This is a genomic window from Niastella sp. sgz303648, from assembly GCF_059587045.1.
In genome coordinates, this window is the sequence record NZ_JCAPSW010000006.1 from 285,617 (window position 1) to 311,033 (window position 25,417).

General features: G+C 40.5%; 18 protein-coding genes. 5 read left to right on the forward strand and 13 right to left on the reverse strand.

Annotated features, from left to right (window positions below):
- Positions 1-128 precede the first annotated feature (128 nt).
- A complete protein-coding gene (locus AC59IL_RS19370) occupies positions 129-881 on the forward strand; it encodes a hypothetical protein (protein WP_496553836.1) in 753 nt (250 codons plus the stop codon).
- Between the two features lie 289 nt (positions 882-1,170).
- Here the strand turns inward: AC59IL_RS19370 and AC59IL_RS19375 are convergent, their stop codons facing one another.
- The 3 genes from AC59IL_RS19375 to AC59IL_RS19385 form a co-directional block, all read right to left on the reverse strand.
- Positions 1,171-1,527, reverse strand: a complete 357-nt coding sequence (locus AC59IL_RS19375; RefSeq protein WP_496553837.1) for a hypothetical protein — start codon at positions 1,525-1,527, stop codon at positions 1,171-1,173.
- Between the two features lie 27 nt (positions 1,528-1,554).
- Entirely contained in the window at positions 1,555-1,908 is a 354-nt protein-coding gene (locus AC59IL_RS19380) for a hypothetical protein (RefSeq protein ID WP_496553838.1), read from the reverse strand.
- A gap of 257 nt (positions 1,909-2,165) precedes the next feature.
- Positions 2,166-3,008: a lipase family protein gene (locus AC59IL_RS19385; RefSeq protein WP_496553839.1), complete on the reverse strand. Its 843-nt coding sequence runs from the start codon at positions 3,006-3,008 to the stop codon at positions 2,166-2,168.
- 752 nt (positions 3,009-3,760) lie between these two features.
- Here AC59IL_RS19385 and AC59IL_RS19390 point away from each other — a divergent pair.
- Complete coding sequence (locus AC59IL_RS19390; RefSeq protein WP_496553840.1) at positions 3,761-6,976, forward strand: SusC/RagA family TonB-linked outer membrane protein; 3,216 nt, start codon at positions 3,761-3,763, stop codon at positions 6,974-6,976.
- An 11-nt stretch (positions 6,977-6,987) separates the two neighbouring features.
- Positions 6,988-8,523, forward strand: a complete 1,536-nt coding sequence (locus AC59IL_RS19395; RefSeq protein WP_496553841.1) for a RagB/SusD family nutrient uptake outer membrane protein — start codon at positions 6,988-6,990, stop codon at positions 8,521-8,523.
- Positions 8,524-8,627: 104 nt separating this feature from the next.
- Here AC59IL_RS19395 and AC59IL_RS19400 read toward each other — a convergent pair whose 3' ends face one another.
- The 7 genes from AC59IL_RS19400 to AC59IL_RS19430 all read right to left on the reverse strand — a co-directional run bounded on the left by AC59IL_RS19400 (position 8,628) and on the right by AC59IL_RS19430 (position 18,611).
- Positions 8,628-10,181, reverse strand: a complete 1,554-nt coding sequence (locus AC59IL_RS19400; protein WP_496553842.1) for a M60 family metallopeptidase — start codon at positions 10,179-10,181, stop codon at positions 8,628-8,630.
- 83 nt (positions 10,182-10,264) lie between these two features.
- On the reverse strand, positions 10,265-10,651 hold the full coding sequence (locus tag AC59IL_RS19405; protein ID WP_496553843.1) for a hypothetical protein: 387 nt from the start codon (positions 10,649-10,651) through the stop codon (positions 10,265-10,267).
- 474 nt (positions 10,652-11,125) lie between these two features.
- Positions 11,126-13,555 carry an ABC transporter permease gene (locus AC59IL_RS19410; protein WP_496553844.1) on the reverse strand — a complete coding sequence of 810 codons (2,430 nt, stop codon included), beginning with the start codon at positions 13,553-13,555 and terminating at the stop codon, positions 11,126-11,128.
- 37 nt (positions 13,556-13,592) lie between these two features.
- Entirely contained in the window at positions 13,593-15,785 is a 2,193-nt protein-coding gene (locus AC59IL_RS19415; protein WP_496553845.1) for a peptidase domain-containing ABC transporter, read from the reverse strand.
- A complete protein-coding gene (locus tag AC59IL_RS19420; RefSeq protein ID WP_496553846.1) occupies positions 15,785-16,996 on the reverse strand; it encodes a hypothetical protein in 1,212 nt (403 codons plus the stop codon). Before AC59IL_RS19420 ends, AC59IL_RS19415 begins: the two co-directional genes overlap by 1 nt.
- Positions 16,997-17,079: 83 nt before the next feature.
- Positions 17,080-18,363, reverse strand: coding sequence for a hypothetical protein (locus tag AC59IL_RS19425; protein ID WP_496553847.1), 1,284 nt, complete (start codon positions 18,361-18,363; stop codon positions 17,080-17,082).
- A gap of 89 nt (positions 18,364-18,452) precedes the next feature.
- Positions 18,453-18,611: a hypothetical protein gene (locus tag AC59IL_RS19430; RefSeq protein WP_496553848.1), complete on the reverse strand. Its 159-nt coding sequence runs from the start codon at positions 18,609-18,611 to the stop codon at positions 18,453-18,455.
- 752 nt (positions 18,612-19,363) lie between these two features.
- On the opposite strand from AC59IL_RS19430, the gene AC59IL_RS19435 reads away from it, so the two are divergent.
- Both AC59IL_RS19435 and AC59IL_RS19440 read left to right on the forward strand, forming a co-directional pair.
- A complete protein-coding gene (locus AC59IL_RS19435) occupies positions 19,364-20,644 on the forward strand; it encodes a serine hydrolase domain-containing protein (RefSeq protein WP_496553849.1) in 1,281 nt (426 codons plus the stop codon).
- Between the two features lie 127 nt (positions 20,645-20,771).
- Positions 20,772-21,485 (forward strand): DUF92 domain-containing protein, encoded by a 714-nt coding sequence (locus tag AC59IL_RS19440; protein ID WP_496553850.1) that lies wholly within the window; start codon positions 20,772-20,774, stop codon positions 21,483-21,485.
- Here the strand turns inward: AC59IL_RS19440 and AC59IL_RS19445 are convergent.
- The 3 genes from AC59IL_RS19445 to AC59IL_RS19455 form a co-directional block, all read right to left on the reverse strand.
- Positions 21,462-22,088 (reverse strand): endonuclease III domain-containing protein, encoded by a 627-nt coding sequence (locus tag AC59IL_RS19445; RefSeq protein ID WP_496553851.1) that lies wholly within the window; start codon positions 22,086-22,088, stop codon positions 21,462-21,464. The genes AC59IL_RS19440 and AC59IL_RS19445 overlap by 24 nt on opposite strands.
- Before the next feature lie 314 nt (positions 22,089-22,402).
- On the reverse strand, positions 22,403-23,014 hold the full coding sequence (locus tag AC59IL_RS19450) for a peptidylprolyl isomerase (RefSeq protein WP_496553852.1): 612 nt from the start codon (positions 23,012-23,014) through the stop codon (positions 22,403-22,405).
- Between the two features lie 357 nt (positions 23,015-23,371).
- Positions 23,372-25,177: a hypothetical protein gene (locus AC59IL_RS19455; protein ID WP_496553853.1), complete on the reverse strand. Its 1,806-nt coding sequence runs from the start codon at positions 25,175-25,177 to the stop codon at positions 23,372-23,374.
- Between the last annotated feature and the right edge of the window lie 240 nt (positions 25,178-25,417).

Sequence of the window (25,417 nt, forward strand, 5' to 3'; positions counted from 1 at the left end):
CATAAAATGGCCAAATTGGCCAAAATGGCCAAAACGGCCATAGGTGTTTTTCGACCCTCTTACTTTTGGGTTGTCAATTTCGTTAGTCATGACAACGATTATTTTTTCACCTTCAAAAACTATGTGTTATGCCAAAACAAATCGGTACACACAGGGTCGTGGGAACCACAGGTAACATGACCTACTCAAAAACAAAAGACGGCTACCTCGCAAGAGAAAAAACCGTCGTTAACACTGACAGGATCAAAACATCAGAATCCTACAAGCTTGTTCGCGAAAACAATGCACATTTTGGTGAAGCAGCTAAAGGTGCCCGTTTAATTCGCAACGCGTTTTCGGATCTGATAAAAACCGCGGCCGATGGTCGAATGACCAGCCGTTTAATCACCGCCTTGTTACAAGTGGTTAATTCCGATGCCACCAGCAACCGCGGTGAGCGAAAGGTTCACAAAGGCAATGTGCAATTAATGCAGGGGTTCGAATTCAACAAAAGCACCCAACTGCCCTCTATCTTGCATATGCCTTATACGGTAGAACCTGACCGCGCAAACGGCCTGTTCACGGTTAGCCTGGCGTCTTTTATTCCTGAAGAGGCCGTTACATGGCCACCGGGGGCTACACATTTTCGAATCACAGCCGCAGCCGCGGAATTGGATTTTGAAAATCACAGCATGGTGAGCGACACACAAATGAGCGCCGCCATATCCCTGAATGATGCCTCTGCAACGGTAGCGCTAAGTCCTAAAGTAACCGCTCAATCGGACTTTCCGCTGTTCCTCGTAATGGGTATACGCTTCTTCATGCAAGAGCATGCAAAGCTATACCCACTTGCGAAAGGATTAAACGCCCTGGCGCTGGTTCACGTTGATGTAAAACTGTAAAGTAATGCTGTAAGATGAATAATGGGTATACACTTTGTTTATTTCATGGCGTTGAAGCAATCTTTACTTAAAGTCCCGCGATGTTGCTGCTGCAGCTTACAACATCCGCGGGACTTTTTACAATAAAGGCGCGCCAACGCCGCGAGGCCAGTGGCGTTAGGTGTATAGAAGGGGAAGATAAAAGGAGTTGTAATTTATTATGGAAATGTCAGGTGCCTGCAAATACACCGGTTCTTTAAAAATACAAGATCTCTTTTTTTCTCTTTCTACTCTTTCAAGCTCTTAGCTCTTAGCTCTCCATAACAAAATCCAATATAGTCTTCTTGCTCAACTGCGTATACTTATGAAGATCAAAATAGGTAACAGGGCCGGTTACAGGTAAATCCATCGACTGTCGTATATCATCCAAAAAGCTACGGGCATCATCCGGTGAACAGTCATAAATAAGTTCAATGTCTCTGGGAAAGATGGTGATGCGCTGGGGTCTCGACCGGGGAGGGTCTCGTTGATCAGGACCCATATTCCGGTATATCCATTCATTATCTTCTATTGATTCAGGAAGATCGTACCAGTCCCTTGTTTGCATAAACTTACTCCAGGGATCATCGCGATGATGAGTGGTATATATTAATTCATACAGCTGCATATATATAGGTTTAATGATTGTATCAGGTTAACTTTCCATGATGTGGTTGTGAACAGTTTCGTAGTCAATTAAGGTATACTCGCAAAAATCTTTAATCGTAACAGGACTACCTTTAGGCAAACCCTTCTCTTCCCGTATCTCCTGTAATAACCGGCGCGCATGCCGGCCCGACCTGCCATAAATAACCTCAACATCTTTGGGGTAAATAATTAAACGGGCTGGTCTTTTTGCCATCCACTTCCGTTCAATTTCATGCATGTCGTGGTAAAGACCATGATTATATCGTATAGAACTGGGGAGATCATAAAAATCCCGTGTTTTTAAATACTTTCTGACAAGCCGTTGATATTCCGGTACAGTCATTCTTCCACTGGCGAGCATACGTTTAGGTTTAATGATTGAAGCAATTAGTGTTTGTGTGTATTATAAATTTACAACCAAATAGGATTATGCGAAGTTGATTTGGAACAAGAAATTGGAGTTAACGGGGATATGATACAATGAATGCGCATGAAACCCAATGCTCCGTTAGGAGCCTGACTGTTTATAACCCAGATATATGGTAATAAAAAAAACGGCTCCGTAGGAGCCGCCTGTATGATTTTCGCCTTATCTATGAAATGCAAATGGATTCGTCGTTAGTAGCCACAACCGTCCAGTATACTTTTAGGTGCTCCTACCAAAAACAGGTAAGTAAGTAAGGCATGAAAGCATTCCACTGAAATTTTTACTGTAAGCGGATAATCCAGCGAATCTACCTCATAACCACCTTTTACGGGCTGGTAGTTATCAAAAGGATCTTTGGGGAAATCAGGCACTAAATCAGGCCAGTTGTAAATGCGGTAATTGGTGGCTACATTAGTATTGTAAGTATTAGCAAAAATTGTATCACCTACCCGTGGTGACGCAAACGTATATACGCGTGGTTGTGTATTATTACCCCTTGATGTAATGTCTGCTGCATACAGTGTGATCAATGCAGCGCCCAGACTATGACCTGCAGCAAACAGGGTAAAATTGCCGTCTGCCTTTATTAGTTCAGGCCTGGCTGCTGTATCTTTTAATAACATCGCAGGTTCAGTAGTGGAACCGGGTGCTGTTACGGTAATGGTATTATAAATCGAAAGAAAACCATCAGCAACGCATGCCCCGTTGTTATAGTAAGGGAATGGTACCAGCCCCCAGTGAAAATCATCCCACCATTCAACCCAGGTTACAGTACCTCGTATAGCCACTACTATTTCGTTGCTGGCAGTATTAATAGCAAAAAATCCATAATATTGAGGATACGTTGTTTTGCCGAAAAAATCTTTCATCTGTATATTAAACAACAATTTGTAACCTGAAGGAAAAGGAGGGTAGTCGTTTGGGGAAGGATTGGTGTTATCGGGATTGGCATCGTATACATCATAAGCTATTTTAACAAACGTGCCATATAGTAAGGCATTGGGTGGTTGTACTGCGGTAGAATGTTGTAACATGTTACTTTGGTTTAAATGGTTATGGTGATTAAATGAGGGTGTAATTTAAACGGCAGGCTGATTTCAAAATACAGTACTAATACCTGATTTAGTGTTCTCCCGCCTTTTCAATAATAGTAGTAGCATGATAATATTTACGGGTACATCTATGTATAATATCTGATATAGAGTATGACTGTCCCTGTCTGTTAATTCAGGCATTTATAAACATCCATTACGCAACCGTATTCGTAAAAACATAACCCAGCACTAAGCCAAAACATATCTGCCTAAAACCCAGATAGGTTCTTCAATAATAATAAGTGTTACATAAACAATTTATAAAAAAATCCAATTTATTGGAGTCGGAAAAGTTATGAAAGCTTAATGTTGTAACATATATTTGTCCCGCATCATATGATTGATCTCCGTTAAACCTACTGTTTACTCTGTGTCATTGTCTTCGTGAGGATCTTTTCTATTTAAACCTGTTATAGAAGCTTTTTCTGCACATGATTATGTTATCCGGCATTAGCCGAACTGTTATACCATAGCATCTATGCCTTTGGTGTATATACGCTTCTATAATTTATTTCCCATGATTCGTTAATGCCATAATTGAAGAAAATTTATTGCAACATGCTTTGCAATCCTGTTGTGTATTCACAGGCAGGCCATCGTGTGCCTGTACCTGAAAATACATTGCAACAGGAACAGGAAGCGTATTGCATATGCTTAACACTTTGTCCCAATAAATTAAACCCTTAAGTACAATGAGAAAATTGCTTTTGATGGCATTCACATTCCTTGTAACTGCTGCAGGGGCATGGGCCCAGCAGGTTGTGAAAGGAAAAGTATCCGATGAAAAAGGCACTCCGGTTAGCGGAGCCACTATTAATGTAAAAGCCTCCGCTACAGGCACTGTAACAGACTCTGCTGGCTTGTTTTATTTAAAAATTCCTTCCGACGCCAAAGTGCTTGTAATTTCTGCGCTTGGTTATTCAATAAAGGAAGTTCCGGTAAACAATGAAACAGAATATAATATTTCACTTATTGCTGAAAGTGAGAACATGCATGAAATTGTGGTGGTGGCTTATGGTACTGCCCGCAAGCAATCGTTAACTGGTGCGGTTGCTACCGTTTCGGCAAACACGCTCGAAAAAAGACCTTTAACCAATGCTATAGCCGCTTTGGAAGGCGCAGCCGCTGGTATTCAGGTTAATAATACGGTGGGGCAACCGGGCTCTTCTCCAACGGTGCGTATCCGCGGATTTGCTTCTGTAAATTATAGTAACGATCCCCTGTATGTTATTGATGGTGTTCCGTTTGGCGGTAATGTCGCCGACATCAACCCGGCCGATATTGAAACTATTTCTGTACTGAAAGATGCCGCTTCTTCTGCCTTGTATGGCAGCAGGGCCTCGAATGGTGTTATTATTATGACTACCAAAAAAGGCAGCAAAAGTAATAGTAGTTTAAACTTTACCATGAACCAGGGCGTGTACGACAAAGGCATCAATGAATATGAAAAGATGAATGCCAACGAGTTTATGGAAACCATGTGGAAGGGGTATAGAAACTATCTCAAAAGTTCAAACCCTGGTACCTATCCTACAGATGATGTGGCCGGCGCCAAAGCTACTCAATCATTGATTAGCGACTACCTCAAACTGAACATATATAATAAAGCCGATAATGCCTTGTTTGATGCGAATGGCAAACTGGTATCCGATGCGCAGATTTTACCGGGATATGCCGATGACCTGAACTGGTATAAAGACTATGAACGCCTCGGTCAACGATCTGATTATAACTTAATGGGAAGATCCGGTACTGATAAAAGCGCTCTGTACTTTTCAGTGGGTTACCTCGATGAAAAAGGCTACATAAAATATTCTGACTTTAAACGTTTTTCAGGTAGGATCAATGCCGAATTACAGGCTACCAAATTTATCAAATTCGGTTTCAATGTAGGCGCTACGCATCAGATGGCCAATAATACGCCGGCTACTACCAATAGTGCTACCTCTTTTGTAAACCCGATTTATTATTCCAGAACTATTGCGCCCATTTACCCGGTACATCTGCACGATGCGGCAACCGGTGATTACGTGTTAGATGCCCTTGGCAATAAACAATACGACGATGGCAGTACTTCAAGGAACCAGTATGCCGGCCGTCATGCCATTTGGGAAAACGAATTGAATAAAGACCAGTTTACCCGCAATACCTTAATGGGACAGGCTTATGTAAACTTTAGTTTTTTAAACCAGTTTACATTGGGTATTACAACCGACCTGAATGCACGTAGCGATGATGAGGCCATTTATAACAATGCGATCATCGGCGACGGATCGGGCAATCATGGCCGGGCGTCGCGCAACAACTACAGGTATCTTAATTATACCGTAAGGCAATCGCTTACCTGGAACAATAAGTTCGATGCGCATTCGGTTGATGTAATGCTTGGTCATGAAAATTTCAATTATGAGTACAACTATTTGTACGCCTATAAAACAAACGAATCTTTTGCCAATGCTACCCAGCTCCAGAACTTCACAACCATTACCAGCTTAACCGACTACAAAGATGTATACCGCACCGAGGCTTATTTCAGCAGGGCCCGGTATAACTATGCCGATAAGTACTTCCTCGAAGGATCTTATAGAAGAGATGCTTCTTCGAAATTCTTTGGTAAATGGGGTAATTTCTATTCTGTTGGCGGTAGCTGGATGATTTCGAAAGAACCTTTCTTTGAATTTGTTTCTGATAAGGTTAATTACCTGAAACTTCGCACTTCTTATGGTGAAGTGGGAAGCGATGCCGGTCTTTCCTATTACGCCTGGATGCCATTGTACGATATGAACCAGAATGGCAATGCATCTGCCCTGTTTAAAAGCCAGAATGCAAACAAAAACCTGATCTGGGAAACTTCTGCTTCTCTTGGCGCTGCCATTGAAGGAAGAATTTTCGGCAGGGCTAATTTTATGGTGGAGTATTTCGACAAACAATCGCATAACCTGATCTTTGATGTGAACCTACCTTTGTCTGCAGGCGCTACCTCAGCATCAAATGCTGTATCTGTTATTACAAAGAACATTGGTTCGGTGTCTAACAGAGGTTGGGAATTTACTTTCGATGTTGATCTGGTGCGAACAAATGACTTTCGTTTTAATCTCGGCGCCAATGCCACTTTCATGAAGAATAAAGTGATGAAACTGCCCGACGAAAACAAGGCAAATGGTATCATCAATGGTTCCAAGAAGATCATGGAAGGACATAGCATCTACGACTTCTGGCTGCCTCAGTTCGTTGGCGTTGATCAAATGACTGGTAATGCCCTGTATTTACCCGATACGGTTATCTTCACTGCCTCAAATCCCATTCCTGCGCAATACCTGGTAACTATTAACGGGCAAAACTATACAACCTATACCACCTATGCAAAAAGAGACTGGAGTGGAAGTGCGTTACCCAATGTATTTGGTAGCGTTACTTCTACTTTCAGTTATAAAAGTGTAACACTGGCAGGATTGTTTACCTACGCAGTAGGTGGAAAAACATACGACAACTCTTATGTTACGTTGAGAAGCATGAGTGGTACGCCTTCGGCTTTGCACAAAGATCTGTTGAATGCCTGGGATGGTGCTCCTAAAGACATGACAGCAACTTCTCCCGACAGAATTGCTGCCAAAGGCATTCCTGTGGTTGACTTTTTCAGAAGCGATAAGAACAATGCTACCTCAACACAGTTCCTGAAGAATGGCTCTTTCCTTGTTGTGAAAAATGTGAACCTCAGCTACAAATTATCAAAGGAAGCTTTAAGCGCGATCAATTTAAGATCGTTGTCGGTTGGTGTAAGCGTTGAAAACCTGTATACCGGAACAAAGTTAAGAGGCATGAACCCGCAGCAGTCTTTCACCGGAATCAGCGACAACGCGTTTGTAACGCCAAGGATCTTATCATTCATGTTAAATGTTGGTTTGTAAAAACAAGAACTATGAAAAAAGTATTTAAAAATATATTGATTGTAACAGCAGTTTCGTCGATAGTGAGCTGTAAAAAAACTTATCTCGATACAGAGCCTACCAATGCTATTTCAATCGGTACCGTTTTCGAAACTACCGATAATGCAAAAATGGCCGTTAACGGCCTGGCCAAAATGATGACGCAACAATACCTGGGTACACAGGGCTTTAATGGCGAAGGCACTATTAAGATGTATTATGGAAACTATCCCGGTAATCATTTTTCTATAAACCTGTCGTCATGGGCGCCGATTATTAACTCAACTTTCAACGATAATACCACAAGCGTTTACTGTTATTATCCCTGGTATTATTATTACAAAATAGTAGCCAATGCCAATGCGCTCATACTGCATGTAGATGATGCTACCGGCGCTGCTGCACAAAAGGATTTTATCAAAGCGCAGGCATTAACCTACAGGGCATACAGCTTTTTAATGCTGGCGCAGTTGTATGGCAATCGCTGGGATGATTCACATGCCGGTTCAACACCCGGTATTGTTTTAAGGATCGATGAAACAGACGGCGATCAGGCAAGAGCTACCCTCGGGGATACGTATAAACAAATATATGCCGATCTGGATCAGGCAATTGCCTTATATAAAAGCTCGGGTTTGAAAAGAACCAAAAATTATGAAGTAGATGCCAATGTAGCCTATGCCATTTATGCAAGGGCAGCATTAACACGCCAGGATTATGCGAATGCCGAAACCTATGCGGTGAAAGCTATGGATGGTTATCCGCTGATGACCAACACCGAGTACAATGCAGGATTTTGTAATGCTAATCGCGAATGGATATGGAGCAGCTATGGCTCTTCTGATGAAACCTTATACTTTTATTCCTATTTTGCTTACATATCCTACAACTCAAGTGCAAGTGCTGTAAGAACCACGCCAAAGATGATCAGCAGAGAATTGTATAATAAGATACCTTCAACAGACATACGCCGGAGTTTGTTCCTTGATCCTACGGGATACACCTACACTACCTCAACCGGCAATGCGGGTTCATCTACGCTGCTGTATAAATATGCGTTTACTGCGCATCCAACTTTGTACAGTACTGCAAGCGTATATGCCTACATGCAGTTTAAAATTGCCGCCAATGATTTGCCAGGTGTTGGTAATCTCAATCATTTCAGAAGCGCCGAAATGTACCTGATTGAAGCAGAAGCCAAATACCGCCAGGGTAAGCCGGATGCCGATGTACAGAATCTGCTGGTGGCGCTAAATAACACATCGGGCCGCGATGCCAGCTATACCTGTACCAAAACAGGCGTTGATTTGCTGAATGAAATTAAACTGTACAGGGCCATTGAATTATGGGGCGAAGGTTTCGATTGGTTTGATATGAAAAGATGGAACGACCCCATCAATCGTAAAGCATATGCCGGCGGTGGTAATTTCATTACGAGTTTGGCAGTAACCATCACTCCCGATGCCAACAACAATTGGACCTGGAAACTTCCATTGAAAGAAACAGATTTTAATACGCTGGCTGAATAATATTAGTCCCGCCGTAGGCGGGAGAAAGTTGGTTTTTAGGTTTTAATTCGTGTTATGCAATCAAAAGTGGCTGCCTCAAAAGAAATTTTGGGGTAGCCCTTTTTTTAATTCTTCGCGCTACCAAATGCCTTCAACTCTTTCGGAAACCACGACTTATACCTTTTAAGCTTTTCTCCGGTGCTTTCATTCACCGGTATGCCCCAATATGTAAAGAAGCTTGTTAAGTTTCTGTTGGTGGCAATTGACAAACGTTCAACAAACCGGTTTATCTTAAATTGGTTCACCTGTTTATAGGTGCTGTCGCCATATTCTGCCATCAGTTCATCGGAGGGATGATCTAAATACCATTTGAAAGTTTGTTTGAATGGCTTCCAGCCAAATTGTTGCTGTATTTGCATAAAAGGGATCAATCCCAGAAAAGGATCCTGCTGGTAATTTTCGTAATTAGCTCCTTTGGCAAAATAATCCTTCATTAATTTTTCCTGGTATTCCTGTTTGATATTGGCATGTGCCCCTTTACGTGATTTTACTACGTTATCAAATACATATAGAGCATATAAATTACAACTCACTTCGCCTGTTCCATCAAATACCCATTCATAGTTTTGAAAATCATGTCCTATTTCATGAAAGAAACCCCAGTTGGCTCCACCTTCGCTGGGTTGCAATAATTTTTGTGGATTGGCGATCACATCGAGCGATACCAGTCCTGCCGAAGGACTATGGCCAATCATTATGGGGTAGCCTGCATGCATGGCCCCTGCGGTTATTTGTTCATCAACCACCATTCGAATGGGCCGCAGAAAAGGGGATGGCAATTGTGCCAGCTCCGTGGCTGTTGATATGATGGTATCCCATAATGTCATTACTTTTTCCGGATCATTGATTGTTTGTAAGGTAGATGCCGGCAGGGTAATAATTACTTTATCGGAAGCTATTTCTCCCCACGGGGCTTTATTATTTTCCAGCATCGTTTTCCACTGTTGCAGGGTGGTGCTACCTTTTTTAAATACAGGAGCCGGTATTACGTTTTTAAATTTTACTTCAGCGGTAAGCGGCTGTTCGTCGGTCGTTGCCAGGTATATTAACCCCCCAAATGGCGAAGTAGCAAAGCGAAAATTGCTATCCAAACGTATAATTGATATAACATCGGGCATCCGCCTCCAATCGTCCATCGGGTCACAATTGCCCAGGTAATCATAAGTTCCGATGATTAAATAGATTTCTTTTTTTAAAACATCAGATGGAAGTGAAACGTAAACCGGTTGACCGGGTACAGCATACAAACCGGTACTATGATAAGCTGGTGTTCGTGGATGAGCAAAAGAAAATCGCTTCGATAAATTGTATTGGATACTGTTTACCGATTGAGAAATAAATCGATAAGTAGTATCAATTAACTGATACCCCGGTTTTACACTTCCCGGGAAATATTTGGCTGAGGCATGTTCGCTGAATTTTAAATTGGGGATTTGTAAAAACTGGCTCCATTGCAACAGTCTATTACGCAGAGTTGTATCATCATGTTTTACCGGATGCTCCGGCGATACAACGAGTGAAGTTACATCCTGACAGTATAGGATACATGGAAATAAATAGCAATTTGTACATAGCAATAAGGCAAGTACTTTTCGGGTAAAGGGTTGTTTGGGTTTCACCGGGAAATGATTTAATGCGGTGAAATTATCGTTCTGTATTATAATAAAACGATAAAATTATTTTTCGCCCTGTAGCCTTTGTTTTATGAAGCATTCGCCTTTACCTGGTAAAGCAAATTGCCAACATTATCGCAGATATCATGTAATATTCGAATATATTCTTCCGACTTGCGGTGATTTCGCAACTGCTTTGAGGAAGAAAAAATATCGAAAAACCATACGCTGCTTTTTTGATATTTTTCCATGGTAGCGAAATGTCCGACATATAAATTGGTAAGCTTACTTATTTGTTCATTATTTTCACGGGCCGCATACTCCTGTAAAAAAGGAATGATTTCACGGTAAAACTTCCTGAATGAATTGACATCGGCTTCTTCATGAACATGGCGGTCGCCTCTTGCATCGGCAAGTATGATTCGCCCGGTTTCTTCGATATATAATAATGATCTGATGAGATTTTGCGCCTGCATAGCGGGGTGCATTTAAATGATTCAAAATTGTTTATCGTTGCGGCGTTTCATTTGTTACAAAAGAAGGCACCATTAGCAAAGCAATCGTACCAACAGTATAAAAATGATTGTACGGCACGCAGGATAATGAAGATAATATAAATTTTATAGTAAACCACACAAAACAACATGAATATACGGGTAACGGTAATGATGCTTGTCATAGCCCTGCATGCTTCTGCTCAGGATTTTGTACAAACTGCCGCAGCGCTATTGCCAGATAGATAGTTTGGAAAAAGTACCTCAATAATACATGAACTGGCCGTTAAAGGATTAGTGGTTATCCCGGAAAATAGTTACTTTCAAATAGCTATTAATCAGGGAAAAGATTAAAAAAAATAAACATGAGAACGATCCTTGCCACACTGCCTGTCCTGTTTGTTGTTAACAACTACCTTCGTAAAAAAAATAAATACCGGTTGTGTGTTTTCGGTTTCAGCTTTGTCTCAAACTCTTAACCGGATTGATGAGAGATGATCTTATTGTTTGAAAGCTAATTACAAATAATGCAATGAAAACAGTAAGCATCGCGGTCAGGGGAAATATCCACCAGTTTATGTCAATCCTGTAGATGAAATTTTCAAGCCACTTATGAAGGAAATACCATGCCAGTGGGGTAGCGATCAGGCAACCTGTAAACACAAGTTTTAAAAAGTCTTTCGATAAAAAGATCGCCAGGTATGATGTAGAAGCCCCCAGTATCTTGTGTATTCCTATTTCCTTACGGCGTTGAAACATTACAAGAGAAACTATGGCAAATAAACCAAGGCAGGATAGGGCTATTGCTATGATCGCCGCCAAAAAAAATATGGTTGACAGGCGTTGTTCTTTTTCATACCAACGCCGTATATTTTCAGTAAGGTAAGTAGGAGAAAATGTGTTGTCGGGCTCAATTATCTTATACTCATCGGCAACCATATTTAATGTGGCAGAAGGATTGGCTGTTTTTACCTTTACAAGTATATAACTCAATACCTCCTGTGGATTCATTTGTAATGCAACAGGCATCAGTTGCTCATGCATGGAATAGATGTGAATGTCGGGAATAACGCCTATTATCGTCCATTTAGGTTTTGCCTTATCGGGGTAAAAGGAAAGTCCCACCACCTGATCGGAGCCGAATTGTTTGGCCATACTTTTAGTAACAATAACGTGTGTTACAGAGGTATCCCCCTCTGATTTATATTGCCTGCCAAAATCCCGGCCTTCAAGCAATTTTATGTCGAAAGTTTTCAAATAGTCATACCCCACTGTCAGCAGTTCAGTATTAATGGATTTATCGTTATACCGGAACCCTATACTCCGGTTGCTTTCACCGTTATCTCCTCCAATACCAATATTCATGGAGCTTCCGGTTATGCTAACTAACTGCGGCCGGGAGAATAGCCGGTTTTGCAATTGTTCAATATATTGCCGGGTTTTATCAGTATGTTTTACCGGGATACTAATAACAGACTCCTGTGAAAAACCCAGCGGTGCAGTACGCATATATTGAAACTGGTGATAAATGATCAGTGTGCTGCATATAAGTATGTTGGCCATTAAGAACTGAAATATGATCAATCCATTTCTTATTCCGGAAGAGTTGCTTACAAATACATTACCTTTTAAAACGGATGCCGCTTTAAATCGCGACATTAGTATTGCAGGATACCCTCCTGCCATAAAAGCCATCATTAGGATACCCAACACAATGCTTACGATGATGGATGGCTGCAATAGGATGGCAGCCTGAATGTTTTCAGAAAACAAAAGATTAAAAGATGGTAGCAAATAAGCCGATAAGAGAAGTGCGATGATTACAGCCACACAACAACAGAAAAGGCTTTCCACCCAAAACTGCCAGAATATTTGCGATGATCCCGCGCCGATTGTTTTCCTTACACCTACTTCCTTTGCTCTTGTAAAAGCATTGGCAACACTAAGATTAACGAAGTTGAAACAAGCGATGATTAGTACAGCTACAGCGATAAGAACGAGTAAATACAAGTATTTTTTGTTGGCCGTATTACCCATTCCCAACTCTTCGTCAAAATGAAGGGTTGTAAAAGGCGCCAGCTTCCACACATAACTATCCCCATTTTGGTCTTTTCGGTATCCCTGTTGAGTTAACTGATTTTCATCAAAAAGATTATATTTTTTTACAAGTTGCCGAAGCTCACTTTCCAACTGCTTTTTTGAAAAACCCGGTGCAGCCTGAACAAAAATGGTATGGTTTTGCTCCTGCCAGTTATTTTTAAAAATTGTATAATTGCTATTCAGCTCAATTCTTGCAAGCAGGTTGTAGTGTATAGATGAATTGTTGGGAGCATCCTGTATCACGGCCGAAACAGTTACATCCTTCCATTCTCCGCCTACGTTTATCTTTACGGTTTTTCCAATAGGATCTTCGGTTCCAAACAAGGCTTTAGAAGTGGAATAATCCATTACAAGGTCGCCTGTACCGGCAAGGGGAACGGTTTTGATACCGGATAGAATGGAGAAAGAAAACATTTCAAAGAAATCATTGTCAACCAGTATAAGGTCTTTTTCGAGCTCTTTATTTTTATACATGATACCCTGCCCGCCCCACATCACAGAGGAAGCTTTGCTGATTCCCGGTATGTTTGCTTTTAAAGCAGGTACCACGGGGTAAGCCATAGCTCCGTTTTTTTCATCACCGCCGGGGGTATGACTTACTTCGTACAGTTTAAACAGTTGTGATCTGTTTTTATGAAACCCGTCGAATGAAAATTCAAAGTAGAGAGTAAGGAAAAGCAACAGGCAGCAGGTGAAGCCAAGAGCCAGGCCTGCTATGTTAATGAAAGCGTTCAGCTTATTCTTCATTAAATTTCTCCAAACAATCCGGAAATAATTAAGCTTCATACAAGTTCTTTAGTAAGTAACCCAATTTCACACTGCATTAGCGTCCTAATTCCAACTGGTTTTTGACCAGGTTATAATATTCACCATCTTTCTGAATAAGTTCCTTATGATGACCTCTCTCAATTATTTCTCCGTTTTTCAGAACTACTACCTGGTCGGCATTTTTAACAGTCGATAACCGGTGTGCAATAATGATTACCGTTCTACGTCTAAAGAAATTCGTCAGATTATGATGAATTATTTTTTCGTTTTCTGCATCCAGCGAACTTGTTGCTTCATCAAAGAAAATATAACGCGGAGCCTTATATATGGCTCTTGCTATAAGTATTCTTTGTCGCTGACCGCCTGATAGTCCAATGCCTGCCGCACCAATTTTAGTAGTGCCTTTTAGTGGCAGGCTGTTTATGAACTCATCTATATTAGCTATTCGAATAGCGTCATTTAATTTAGCGTAATTGATCATTTCTTCGCCTGTAGCGATATTTCTTTCAATGGTGTCGGAAAAAATATATCCGTCCTGCATAACAACACCGCTATTTGATCGTAAGCTTTCGGCCGAAACAGACGAAATGTGCTGATCGTTGAAGAAAATATTTCCTGCCGATGGGTCATAGAATTTCAACAGCAGTTTCATCAGGGTTGTTTTACCGCTTCCGCTGGATCCCACAATGGCCGTGGTTTTACCCTCCGGAATGAGTAAATCGATATTTTTCAATACCAGGGGTGATTTTTTTCCGCCATACCGGAAGTTAACGTTTTCAATGCGAATCCCTGCCTCCTGTAAATGTTTGTTTAATGGCGAATCTTTAATGGGTACCTGTTCGGGCTGTTCTTCTTCCGGGTGATAATGGATTTCATCTAATCTTTCAAAACTTAATTTAGCATCCTGCAAAGAGCGGAAAAACGTGATCAGCTGGTTTACCGGAGAATTCATCTGGCCAATTATGAAAGTAATACTTAATAGCTGGCCCAATGTCATATTGTTTTCGATAACATAATTGGCCGAAAGAAATGTTACGAGAATATTTTTCAACTGGTTGATAAACTCAAATCCGGATATTTGAAATTGGTCTATTTTCAGGACCCGCACATTAAGCCTGAACAACTTACGCTGAATTTGTTCCCATTTACTTAGTTTATAACGCTGAAATTGATTCAATTTCATTTCAACAACCCCATTAATAATTTCATGTATTGAGCTTTGATTTTCTGTTCGTTGCTGAAAACGTGTATAATCGAGCGCTCTCCTTTTTCTTAAAAATAAGTAAGACCAGCAAATAGACAAAGCCGTTAGTAATAAATAAACGCCTAATATATAACGATTGTAATAATATAAGACGCCAAGGAATGCGGTAACAGTAAGGAATGAAAACAGGGAGAGCAGGCTTTGCGAAGTCAGGAATGTTTCAATCTTTTCATGGTCTTGTATACGCTGATTAAAATCACCTATTAATTTGGTTTCAAAGAATTTAACCGGCAGCTTAAGCAATTTGGTGAGGTAATCAGAAAGGATCTTTATATTTATCCTTGCTCCTACAATTAACATCAGCCAGCTTCTTATAATCTCTATAAATAATGAACCAAGGAACAAGGCCAGTTGCCCCATCAAAATGAGCAAAATGAAAGAGTGATTTTTGGGCTGAACTCCTTTATCGATGAGATTTTGCGTAAGGAAGGGAAGAACAAATGTTATACTACTCCCGAGGAATAGCAGTAAAAAGGTTATGCCCAGCTGCTTTTTATAAGGATTTAGATAGCCAATCAAATGCTTTAGAGATAAGTGTTTGACCGGGGGAGGTTGCTGTTGGAAAAAATCATCTGTTGGATACAGCAGGAGTGCAATACCGTTATTTCCTTCAACAGCCCAGTATTTCCTTACCTGATCGGCGCTACAGGAAATAAACCCCATTGCCGGATCAGCAATTTTATAAATATATTGACCGGATCTTTTAAAAACTTTGTACAGCACTACAAAATGCTTCTGATTCCAATAGAGAATGCAAGGCAGGTCGAGTTGGTGCAGATTCTCCAACCCGACTTTTGCAGATATAGTTTTAAAGCCTATTTTCTGGGCGGCCTCACTAATGCCTGCCAAAGAAACTCCCTCGCGGGTAATAAAAGAGTGGTCCCGCAGGTATTGAAGCGGATATTGCTTACCATAATGGCTCGCAATCATAGATAAACAGGCGGGACCACAATCCATCTGGTCGAACTGGTACGTAAATTTCATTATGCCTGATGATTAACGATTCTGATCCCATTCTGTTTATACACAGATTCTAACAAATACAATCCTATTTCCGGGTCCCAGTCTTTATCTAAAACATTGATCAGGTCTTTGACTTTAATGGGATCTCCGGTATTTATCAGATCAATGAACAACTTTATTCCATGAAATTTTTTCAATTCGGTTTGAATACCCCTTACATACATGTACATTTTATCGCTTTGAAGCGCATCGCAATATAAAATGCGGTATGGCTCCTCTACCTGAATGATATCTTCAAATCCAAAATGAATATCTTCCTTTTTAGGAAAAGGACTTTTCCTGTAGCCTGCGTTACTTCGCAGGCTATATCTAAGGTTTTTATACATATATCTCATCAGGTCTTTAAAAGTCATTGCTTCCAGTTCAGCAGGGAAATCGTAAGCGGCAAGTGTCTTTTCAATTCCGTTGGTGTCATCCAGCTGGTTGCAGTCAGGCTTCAGCATGAGATCTGTCTTTCGCAAATATTTTTCAGAGACCATGGCCTGTAAACTTGTTGCAAAATCATGATTAGACCGGTTGTTGCACCAGCAGGCTATGCCGATTGATAACCCTTCCTGCGTACCTACATGATAAATGTTCTCCGGCATAAAATAAAGATCTCCTTCCCGGAAGAAATGTTTAGCTGCATAGGGCAGGTATTTACCAATTTCCTGGTTATTATGTTTTTGTTCTCCGGCAATGCTTTCGTATTCTTCCGTATTCCAGGTATACATAGTTTTAGGTCCCGGCCCCAAATGAAAATGGATGACGCTTTTGCCCGGTAAATCTGTATGTATGCCCAGCGGTGTACTATCGTAATTTCCAATAAAAAAAGTAAATATGATACCTTCAGTCGGAACTCCTTTTTTTTCAAGCAGCGGCTTTAATTTCAATGCTATCAGCTTCGATAATTCGCGATGAAAACGTTCTCCCTGGTTGATGATCATACCGAATTTTTTGTCGCCGAATACCCTGGTGCTCCAATCGGATACATCTTCACCTTCCAATGGGGGACTATCATAAATTGCAAGCATTTCGTTCTTGTTTAGCTGCTTGCCTTCCACAAATACCCTGTATCCATATTTGTCTGTTCGCAATTTGGCGAGGCCAGCCAATAACTGCAATATATATTTTCGCATCAAAGCTGTTTCTTCTTTGGGCATACAATCAGCAAAGACGGCGGTTGTTGTCATATCCCCGGTGTTTTCAAAAAAATGGTCCCACCAGTCCGCATCAAACTTATTTATGGATGACTGCATAATGATACGATTGAAAATTAATAATGAATAATACGGATGCCATGATTAACATGGAGCATATTTAAAATGTAAAGGCCTACCTGCGGGTCCCATTCCTTGTCTAAGACTGCCACAAGATGCTTTACCTTCACAGGCTCGTTGTTATTGATCAGGTCTATCATCCGCTTTATACATTCGAAGTTTTTAAATTCCAGTTTTACGCCACGTACAAAAACATGCATTTTATCTCCGGTTATAGAATCTTTATACAATATCCTGAAAGGTGATTCTATCTCTACGATGGTTTCTGCATCACTAATTGCATTTTCTTTTTTAGGGGCAAGGGTGGTGCGATACCCTGCATTGCTATGTATCGAGTAACGATAATCTTTATACACCTCCTGCATGAGTTCTTTATAAGTCAGCCCGGCAAGCTCCGGAGGAAATTTAATAATATCCAACACCTCATTCAACCCGCTAACCTCATTCAGGTCGGTTTTATCGGGTTTTAACAGATCTTCGTTAAAGTCGAGAAATTCGCTCAGCATTACTTTTATTAACTTTTTGGCTATTTTTTCTTTTGTAAGATTATACTGCCACGCAGTGAGTGCAATCGAAAGCCCCTCCTGTGTACCAATATGATATTCGCCTTCGGGCATATAGTACAGGTCTCCTTCTTCAAATGCGAATTTGGTAGCATAAGGTAACAGTTGATCAATATCCTTCCTGGAGTAACCATTCTTTGAAATAAGATCTTCGTATTGAGCATTATCCCAGGTATACATAGTTTTACCTCCCGGTCCTAAATGAAAATGTATCACACTCTGACCAGCCTGGTCTTTATGAATACCCAACGGGGTTTTATCATAATTTCCAATAAATAAAGTAAAGTTGATGCCATCTCTTGGGAATCCAACTTTTTTAAAAAGCGGCGCAAGTTTAAGCGCTATAATTTTAGAGAGCTCCGGATTAAATTTCTCGCCTAAATTGATGATCATCCCAAATTTTTTGTCCTGAAATACCCGCTTCGTCCATTCATCCAGGCTTTCAGTTTCCAAAGGAGGAGAATCATACATTTCATTCATCCCATCTGCATCCAATAAAATCCCATCTGTATAAACCCTGTAACCGTATTTATTGGTTCTCAACGTTGCCAATGTTCTAAGGATTTCCAGAACATAGTTGCGCAGGGATGCTGTTTCGTTTTTATCCATACAGTTTTTGAATACGGCGGTATTTGACAGGTAATGAGTCTCGTCCATAAAACTGTCCCACCATTCAGTACTGAATTTATTTTGTTCGATTTCTGTTAATGTTGTCATACGAATAGTTTTACCCAATTTTCATTAAAGGGTAGGAAGCAGGAGAAACGCCCTACTTCCTATCCATGTTGATTAAGGAAATCTTACTTTTAACTTACATCATGATCATGATGCTGAAAAATATCATGATGATGCACATGCTGTTCTTTTACAGGTACTGTGCCGCCTACAATTGTATTTTCTTCCAGAGGTGTTAATACTTTAGCCTCCAGGAATTGCATGGCTTTTTTGATTTCATCTTGTTTCATTTTTTAAACAATTGAGTTTGTTAAAAAACCTTTTTTATATTTCGGCATCGGCTTATTCCTTTTTTTGTATTTTTTCTTTGGGTTACAAATTTTATAATCATTCCCGCCATTCTGCGCATGAATATTTTAAGTCATTATATGACCTGTATTATTATAAAATAGAAATGGATTGAGTTATCTGATAGATGGCTATCAGAGCAGGTGATAGGGTGCGGAGAAAATAGAAGCAACTATATCATCAGAAATGAAAATACTTACAACAGACTTTAATATTAACAGAACAAAAGAAGGTGCAAAGCACTTTCCGGGAAATTAGTAAAATCTGATACGTAAATGATTCGTAACAGAACAAGTAAGAATAAAAATGGAATTTATGTAGTCGCTATTTTTTAAAGTAAAACAAGGGGTGCGGAAACTTTATAAATAATGGATATCAGAATCTTTATGTAATAAAACTAATAAGACTTCTTTATAAAACCTCGATTTATCTCATTGATTTGGTAAGTGTGCCATTTTTGGCAAAAAGCGTGTTGATTTTGATAAAAACCGCGTTAAACAGGATTGTTTAAATTCGTTTGTTATAAAACGTTAGTGTTATAATAGTCTTGATAATAACAGTGTTGTAGATCTACTGCTGTATTTCATGTATTGTTTTTTTAATTTATATTTAGAAAATGGAATACTTCATATTGCTAAAAAATTTTACTTTCAAAGAATTATTGATAATGATAAGGAAAGATTAAAAAACAACTATGAATAAAACGATCCTTGCCATACTGCCCGCTTTGCTTGTTGTGTGTGCCTTTCAATGGTCAACACCTTATAGTGAAAAGAATAAACCTGATTCAATAATCACCGCAACGGTTAAAAACCGTATAGATTCTACCTTAAAAAGTTTTATCGATTCAGGCAAAACGGTTGGTGTATCGGCACTGATTTTTGAAAAGGGAAAGGAAGTGTATTACAATGCTTTTGGCGATGCCGACCGCGAGGCAAAAATTGCCATGGACCGCAATACCATTGTGCGCATCTTTTCCATGACCAAACCGGTAACCGGTGTGGCGCTGATGACCTTATACGAAAAAGGCGCCTTTCAGCTCGATGATCCGCTGTCGAAATATTTGCCTGAGTTCGCTGATATGAAAGTGTTTAAAGGAGTTGATCAAAATGGCAATATGATTCTGCAACCTGCCAAACGCCCGATCACGATACGTGATATAACCCGGCATACGGCCGGCTTTGCAGGTACTGATATTCCCGCGCTGGCCGACCTGGTACGAAAAGTGGATGTGATGAATCCTTCCAATACGCTGAGTGAAATGGCAAAAAGACTGGCAAGTTTGCCATTGCAATTTGATCCCGGTGATCAATGGGCTTACGGACCTTCGGTAGATGTACAGGCCTGTTTGGTTGAAAGGCTTTCGGGCAAACCGTTCGACCAATACCTGAAGGAAACCATTTTCGATCCGTTGAAAATGACGAATACCTGGTATATAGTTGCCGAAAATAACCGGCCACATTTTGCGGCCTTGTATAACCGAAGTGATAACGGCACGTTAACCCGCGTGCCCGATGAACAGGCCAATGCATTTAATACAAAAGACTGGGCATTGAAACCGGGCGGCTTCGGACTTACCTCTACACTCGATGACTATATGAAGTTTGCACAAATGCTGGTGAACAAAGGCCGTGCTGGTAAGGTTCGTATTTTAAAACCCGAAACAGTGCAGTTAATGTCGACCAGTCAACTAAGCGATACCATTTCAAAACGTATGTGGCTGCCCTCGAAAGGACGCGTTGGTTTTGGAATTGATTTCGCGGTGCGCACCCAACCACCTGCCACCAAAGACGAGAACAATGGCGTAGTGGGTGAGTTTTTCTGGGATGGCGCCGCCAGTACCGTGTTTTGGGTTGATCCGGTAAATGAATTGACCGCAGTATTATTTACTCAAATGGTTCCTTTCGATAAAGTGAAACTGCACAAACGCTTCCGCGATGCGATATATGGGGTGTATGAACCGAAGGGCAAGTAAGAATATTTCTCGCTAAGCCGCAAAGGCGCTTTTGAAGAAGCCGTGCCACGGTTCAAAATCGTGGCACGGCTTTGCTTTTCTTTGTGGCTTAGCGCCTTTGCGCGAACTTAAATATTAACTTGCTACCGTGAATACTACTGATTGGATTGTACTTTTTATTCTTTGTCTCGGCGTTACAGCAAGCATCTGGTTCCGTAAATTAACCGTTCCCGGTGCGTTTACCGGCGGTTGCCTTGGCTGGTTGGTATACAAAGGCGGCGATATCACTGGTTTAATGATGCTGGCTGCTTTTTTTGTTGCCGGCACCCTCGCTACTGCGATCGGCCGTAATGAAAAAGAGCGGCTGGGCATAGCCGAAAAAAATAAAGGACAACGCACTGCAGGACAGGTGCTGGCCAACGGCGGTGTAGCCGCACTGGCGGGCTTGCTGGCCTGGATATATCCTCACCAAATGATTATGTGGCAACTGGCGACTGCTGCTGCACTTTCTTCGGCCAGCGCCGATACTTTGTCGAGCGAGTTGGGTAGTGTTTACGGAAAGCGTTTTTATAATATCCTTTCCTTTAAAAAAGATAAACGTGGTTTGGATGGCGTTGTAAGTTTCGAAGGCACCTTATGGGGTATTGCCGGCAGCGGTATGATCGCTGTTATTTATCTGACCGGCTATGCTCACAGCGCTCATGCAATATGGATAGTATTGGCGGGCACCGCTGGTAACCTCGCCGATTCCATTCTCGGTGCATCTTTTGAACGGAAAGGATGGATCACAAATAATTGGGTGAACGGATTGAACACGCTGGTAGCTGCTTTAGCGGCTTTATTTTGTTATTGGTTTTTTTAATTGCTTCCTCACAACTTTATTATAGTAAGCACAAACCCCCTTCATCAAACAAACCGGGCATTCGGGTTTGGGCCTGCAAATCTCTCTCCCTAAAAATGACATAGCCATGCCGGCATCCCATTGTTTGGGGGGCAACATTTCCATTAATTGTTTTTCGATCTTTTCAGGAGTCTCTGTATTTACAATGCCTAACCTGTTTGCGACCCGTACTGTATGCAGATCAACGATAATGCCTGCCGGCGTTGCATTCGCTCCGCGTCGTATTACATTGGCCGACTTCCTGCCAATGCCCGGTAATGCAACAAGCGCTTCTATGTCAAGTGGAATATTGCTGTCTTTTTTAATTTCTTTTGCCATGCCAACAAGCCACTGTGCCTTGTGTCGAAAATTTCTCACCTTGCTTATGTAGGGAAATAATAGTTCGGCATCAGCATTCGACAATGCCCGCATATCAGGAAACGCTTTAAAAAATTCGGGAGCAATTTGATTGATCAGGTTATCGGTTGATTGTGCAGATAATACAACCATTACAATCCATTGATATGGATTTTTCGCTTCAAGCGGATGCTTCTTTTTGCTGTATTTTTTCAGCAATGGCGTCATGGCCGCAGGCCAATCGATAACTGAAGCTGAACGTTTCGTTTTGTTAGTGTGACATATAATAAATCTACGTAATTACAGTGATATAAAGAATTATTGTTATAGAATAACACCCGGGTTTCAAAAGGCGGGGCTGGTTAACCATTGTGGCAATTTATAAGGCTGCTTAAGCTGGAATTGGGAAGTAGGAGGTAAAAAGCAGGAAGTAAGATGCAGGAACTGAGATGTAAAAAGTATGAAGTAGGAAAGCAGAAGTCTGAAATAGAAAGCCGCAAGTATGAACTACGGCATTTTCTGACTTCAGACTTCCGATCTCATTATCGCCCGTTCGCGCGCAGCACCGTTATATCCTTCTTCAACTGATCATCATATGTTTTTTTAACAATATAATGCCATTGGCGTTCCGATACATCTACAAAAAATATTTCGCCGGTTTTATGCGCTGCTACAGCCTCCTGAAATTCTTTTGGCATCATTAGTTCTCCAAAAAACCAGTCGGTATCGCCATGGGTTTTATTGCCGTCCATAGTATACTGGTCAGAAAGCTGGTCCCATGATGCGCCGGAATTTGCTTTTTGCACGATGAGCTTTTTCAGACTGTCTACTTCAGAATTGGTTAAGGATCCGCCATCCAGAAAAATATAACTTGCCCGGTATTTAATGGATTCTGTTGCTTCAATTATTTTGTAGGTAACATAGCCCACCGAAAAAACATCTCCCTGTTTCTGCCGCAATAATCTTTTTTCGATGAGGCTGGAATCTTTACCGGCAGAAAGTTTAAGCAGGGCCGGCTTTAATTCGGGATTGGCGTCGATGAATTGTTGTGCCTGTTGAACATTGCCGATCTTTTGAAATTTTTCAACAACCGTTTGTTGTGCAAAACCTGTCGTTGATAAGAGTAGTAAAAAGAAAGCGAAGCTATTTTTCATATTTCTATTTTAGTTCTGTTGTTTTAAAAGCCCGGGTCACCTGCTGGTTAATTAAGGCATAGGTGATTGAATATACAATTTTTTCATAAATTCTGCCTGAACAGATAATATGGTATTGTTAATTAATTACAAAAATTCTACCATTTTGTTTCAGGCACACACTTATTTCATCCCGGTCGGGTTAACCGTTGCTTTTCCCTTGTTCCGGAAACGCTCAGCTGACCTCCGTTAGTGATGGGCTCTTTTCAAACAACATTACATATGCATAGACTATTTTATGTGTAGATGGTAGGAGTAATGCACCATTTACACCGGACTTCGCGGTGAGAAACTTTCTATATTGTAAAAAATATCAGCTTATCTGTCACTGACCTGATAACGATAGTTTATATAATCCAATTCAAGCCCGGCATTATATAAGGCTTTCATAAATTGGTAACGATTGGTTGAAGATATGTTGCGTAACTGTTGATAATATAGTATACCATCCTTTAAGTTCTGATAAAACGTTGAATAGTATTTTTTGTTTTTTAATAATTCCTCAGGATTTGTGTTTTCCAATTGTTCTTTCAGGTAATCAATATATAAATGTAGTTCCGCAACAAACATATGCGGCCTGTTTGTTTCTGTTAATATATTTTTTCTTCCGTAAATATGATCTGTCATGGTTTGCAGCGAAACCGTTTTGTCGAAGTTGACAATATTTGGGCCGGGACAAATTGTTACTGCGTTCAGTTTCTTAATAAAAGTTTCATCATAATTAATAGCAGCGGCATTGCTTAGTCCCACGCATAAACATTCTTTGCTTAATACCTCATTCAATTGCTTTTGGTATTCAACTGATGGCAGATTAAGCGATTGCAGTTGAGCAATTTTTAATTTCTGATATTTATGCGATGCTGTGCAAATAGGCTCTTTGGTAAATTCTGTATTAAAGGCAAGATGCTTTTCAGTGCAGGGACTACCTGGTTTACCATTCTTAATACGTAACAATTTTTCATTTTCACTACTGGTTCCCTTAAGGTAATGAAAGCGAACGCCTAACGGAGAGTTCCGGCTCAACGTTACATCATTTTCTTTTGCGGCACATAACAGCTTCAACGTTTCTTCATCAACAGTGGTAGCTTCGGGTACCAGCAGGAAGGGAGTACCCCATCCCGTACTTTGTATATCGTAATGTTGATGCAAAAAGTTGTCTTCCTCAGAAGTACCGATTCCTCCCTGTGCAGAAAATATCATTTGTGGAGGATACCTGAATGTTATATTACTTTTTTTCTGAAGCGCAGTATTATAAATTTCGAAAAGCGAATCAATAAGCTCCTGTTTTTTTGTTTTGAATTCCTCCAGTATCGGTCCCATCAAATAACCTTCAGTAGCAAAAGCGTGTCCTCCGCAATTCAAACCCGATTCAATTCTGAATTCACTTACCCAAATTCCTTTTTTGGCCAGATACTTTCCCTGTATTAATGCCGAACGGTAATCACTGACTTTTACAATTATTTTTTTTGAGAATCCTCCATCTTCGTTTATATCAAACTCTTTACATTGTTCAAGGTAATTATATAGCCGGGGGTTCATCCCTGCAGAAAAAACAACAGAAGAATTGCTGAGATTGCTTTGGGCATAACCCCGTAACGCAGCCACTGCATCGGAGCCATCTTTCCTCAATTCACCCTGCTTGGTATAATTATTTCTGTCTGTTTTTGTCATAATATTTACATCAATATGACCGGGCTGTATTTGACTACGCAGATATGCTTCCATTTTTTCTTTTTCCTGCGAATTGTCTGCCTTCATCATTTGAACGTACAGTTGTTTGAGCGAACTGTCTTCCGGCAACATTTCAAAGTATTTCACTATTTCAGAGCCTGCTTCAAATGCTGCTTTCCTCAACTTTGAAACCTGCGACTGAACGATTGTATTTACCAGGTTCAGGTAATCGGTAATTCGTTTGGCTCTGTAATCGTCTTCATGAGTGGGTATAGGGCAATATTCCAAACCGATTGCAGGATAATAATGTTTCCGCATCATTTCAATCAACCGGTCTTCAACTATTGAAATAACTGAAGAAATCCCAAACCGGGCAACTTTTACAGGACTATCAATGGTATAAGCCAAACCCATTACTGGTATGTGAAATCTATGATGCGATTGATAATGCATGATATTGGTTTACAGTTATTGACATGTAAAATCACCTTCAAACAAGAAGGGTAAAGCAAGCAATTGTTCAGATAACCTGAACACGTGCTTAAAAAAAGTTCTAAAAAAAGATGTATTATCTAATGCATCATTTGCCGGCTGGTAAAAATTCTTTCAAAATTTTTTTTCGGCAATTGTAATCCCTTTGCTAACAGGAAGAATGATTCCTGCAGCTGTGGAAATACCTTTAAATTGAGCGGG

Excerpts from the sequence above, each read along its gene's own strand:
- AC59IL_RS19370 (WP_496553836.1), top strand. The coding sequence starts at position 129 with ATGCCAAAACAAATCGGTACACACAGGGTCGTGGGAACCACAGGTAAC.
- AC59IL_RS19375 (WP_496553837.1), bottom strand. The coding sequence starts at position 1,527 with ATGCAGCTGTATGAATTAATATATACCACTCATCATCGCGATGATCCC.
- AC59IL_RS19380 (WP_496553838.1), bottom strand. The coding sequence starts at position 1,908 with ATGCTCGCCAGTGGAAGAATGACTGTACCGGAATATCAACGGCTTGTC.
- AC59IL_RS19385 (WP_496553839.1), bottom strand. The coding sequence starts at position 3,008 with ATGTTACAACATTCTACCGCAGTACAACCACCCAATGCCTTACTATAT.
- AC59IL_RS19390 (WP_496553840.1), top strand. The coding sequence starts at position 3,761 with ATGAGAAAATTGCTTTTGATGGCATTCACATTCCTTGTAACTGCTGCA.
- AC59IL_RS19395 (WP_496553841.1), top strand. The coding sequence starts at position 6,988 with ATGAAAAAAGTATTTAAAAATATATTGATTGTAACAGCAGTTTCGTCG.
- AC59IL_RS19405 (WP_496553843.1), bottom strand. The coding sequence starts at position 10,651 with ATGCAGGCGCAAAATCTCATCAGATCATTATTATATATCGAAGAAACC.
- AC59IL_RS19410 (WP_496553844.1), bottom strand. The coding sequence starts at position 13,555 with ATGAAGCTTAATTATTTCCGGATTGTTTGGAGAAATTTAATGAAGAAT.
- AC59IL_RS19415 (WP_496553845.1), bottom strand. The coding sequence starts at position 15,785 with ATGAAATTTACGTACCAGTTCGACCAGATGGATTGTGGTCCCGCCTGT.
- AC59IL_RS19420 (WP_496553846.1), bottom strand. The coding sequence starts at position 16,996 with ATGACAACAACCGCCGTCTTTGCTGATTGTATGCCCAAAGAAGAAACA.
- AC59IL_RS19425 (WP_496553847.1), bottom strand. The coding sequence starts at position 18,363 with ATGACAACATTAACAGAAATCGAACAAAATAAATTCAGTACTGAATGG.
- AC59IL_RS19430 (WP_496553848.1), bottom strand. The coding sequence starts at position 18,611 with ATGAAACAAGATGAAATCAAAAAAGCCATGCAATTCCTGGAGGCTAAA.
- AC59IL_RS19435 (WP_496553849.1), top strand. The coding sequence starts at position 19,364 with ATGAATAAAACGATCCTTGCCATACTGCCCGCTTTGCTTGTTGTGTGT.
- AC59IL_RS19445 (WP_496553851.1), bottom strand. The coding sequence starts at position 22,088 with ATGACGCCATTGCTGAAAAAATACAGCAAAAAGAAGCATCCGCTTGAA.
- AC59IL_RS19450 (WP_496553852.1), bottom strand. The coding sequence starts at position 23,014 with ATGAAAAATAGCTTCGCTTTCTTTTTACTACTCTTATCAACGACAGGT.
- AC59IL_RS19455 (WP_496553853.1), bottom strand. The coding sequence starts at position 25,177 with ATGCATTATCAATCGCATCATAGATTTCACATACCAGTAATGGGTTTG.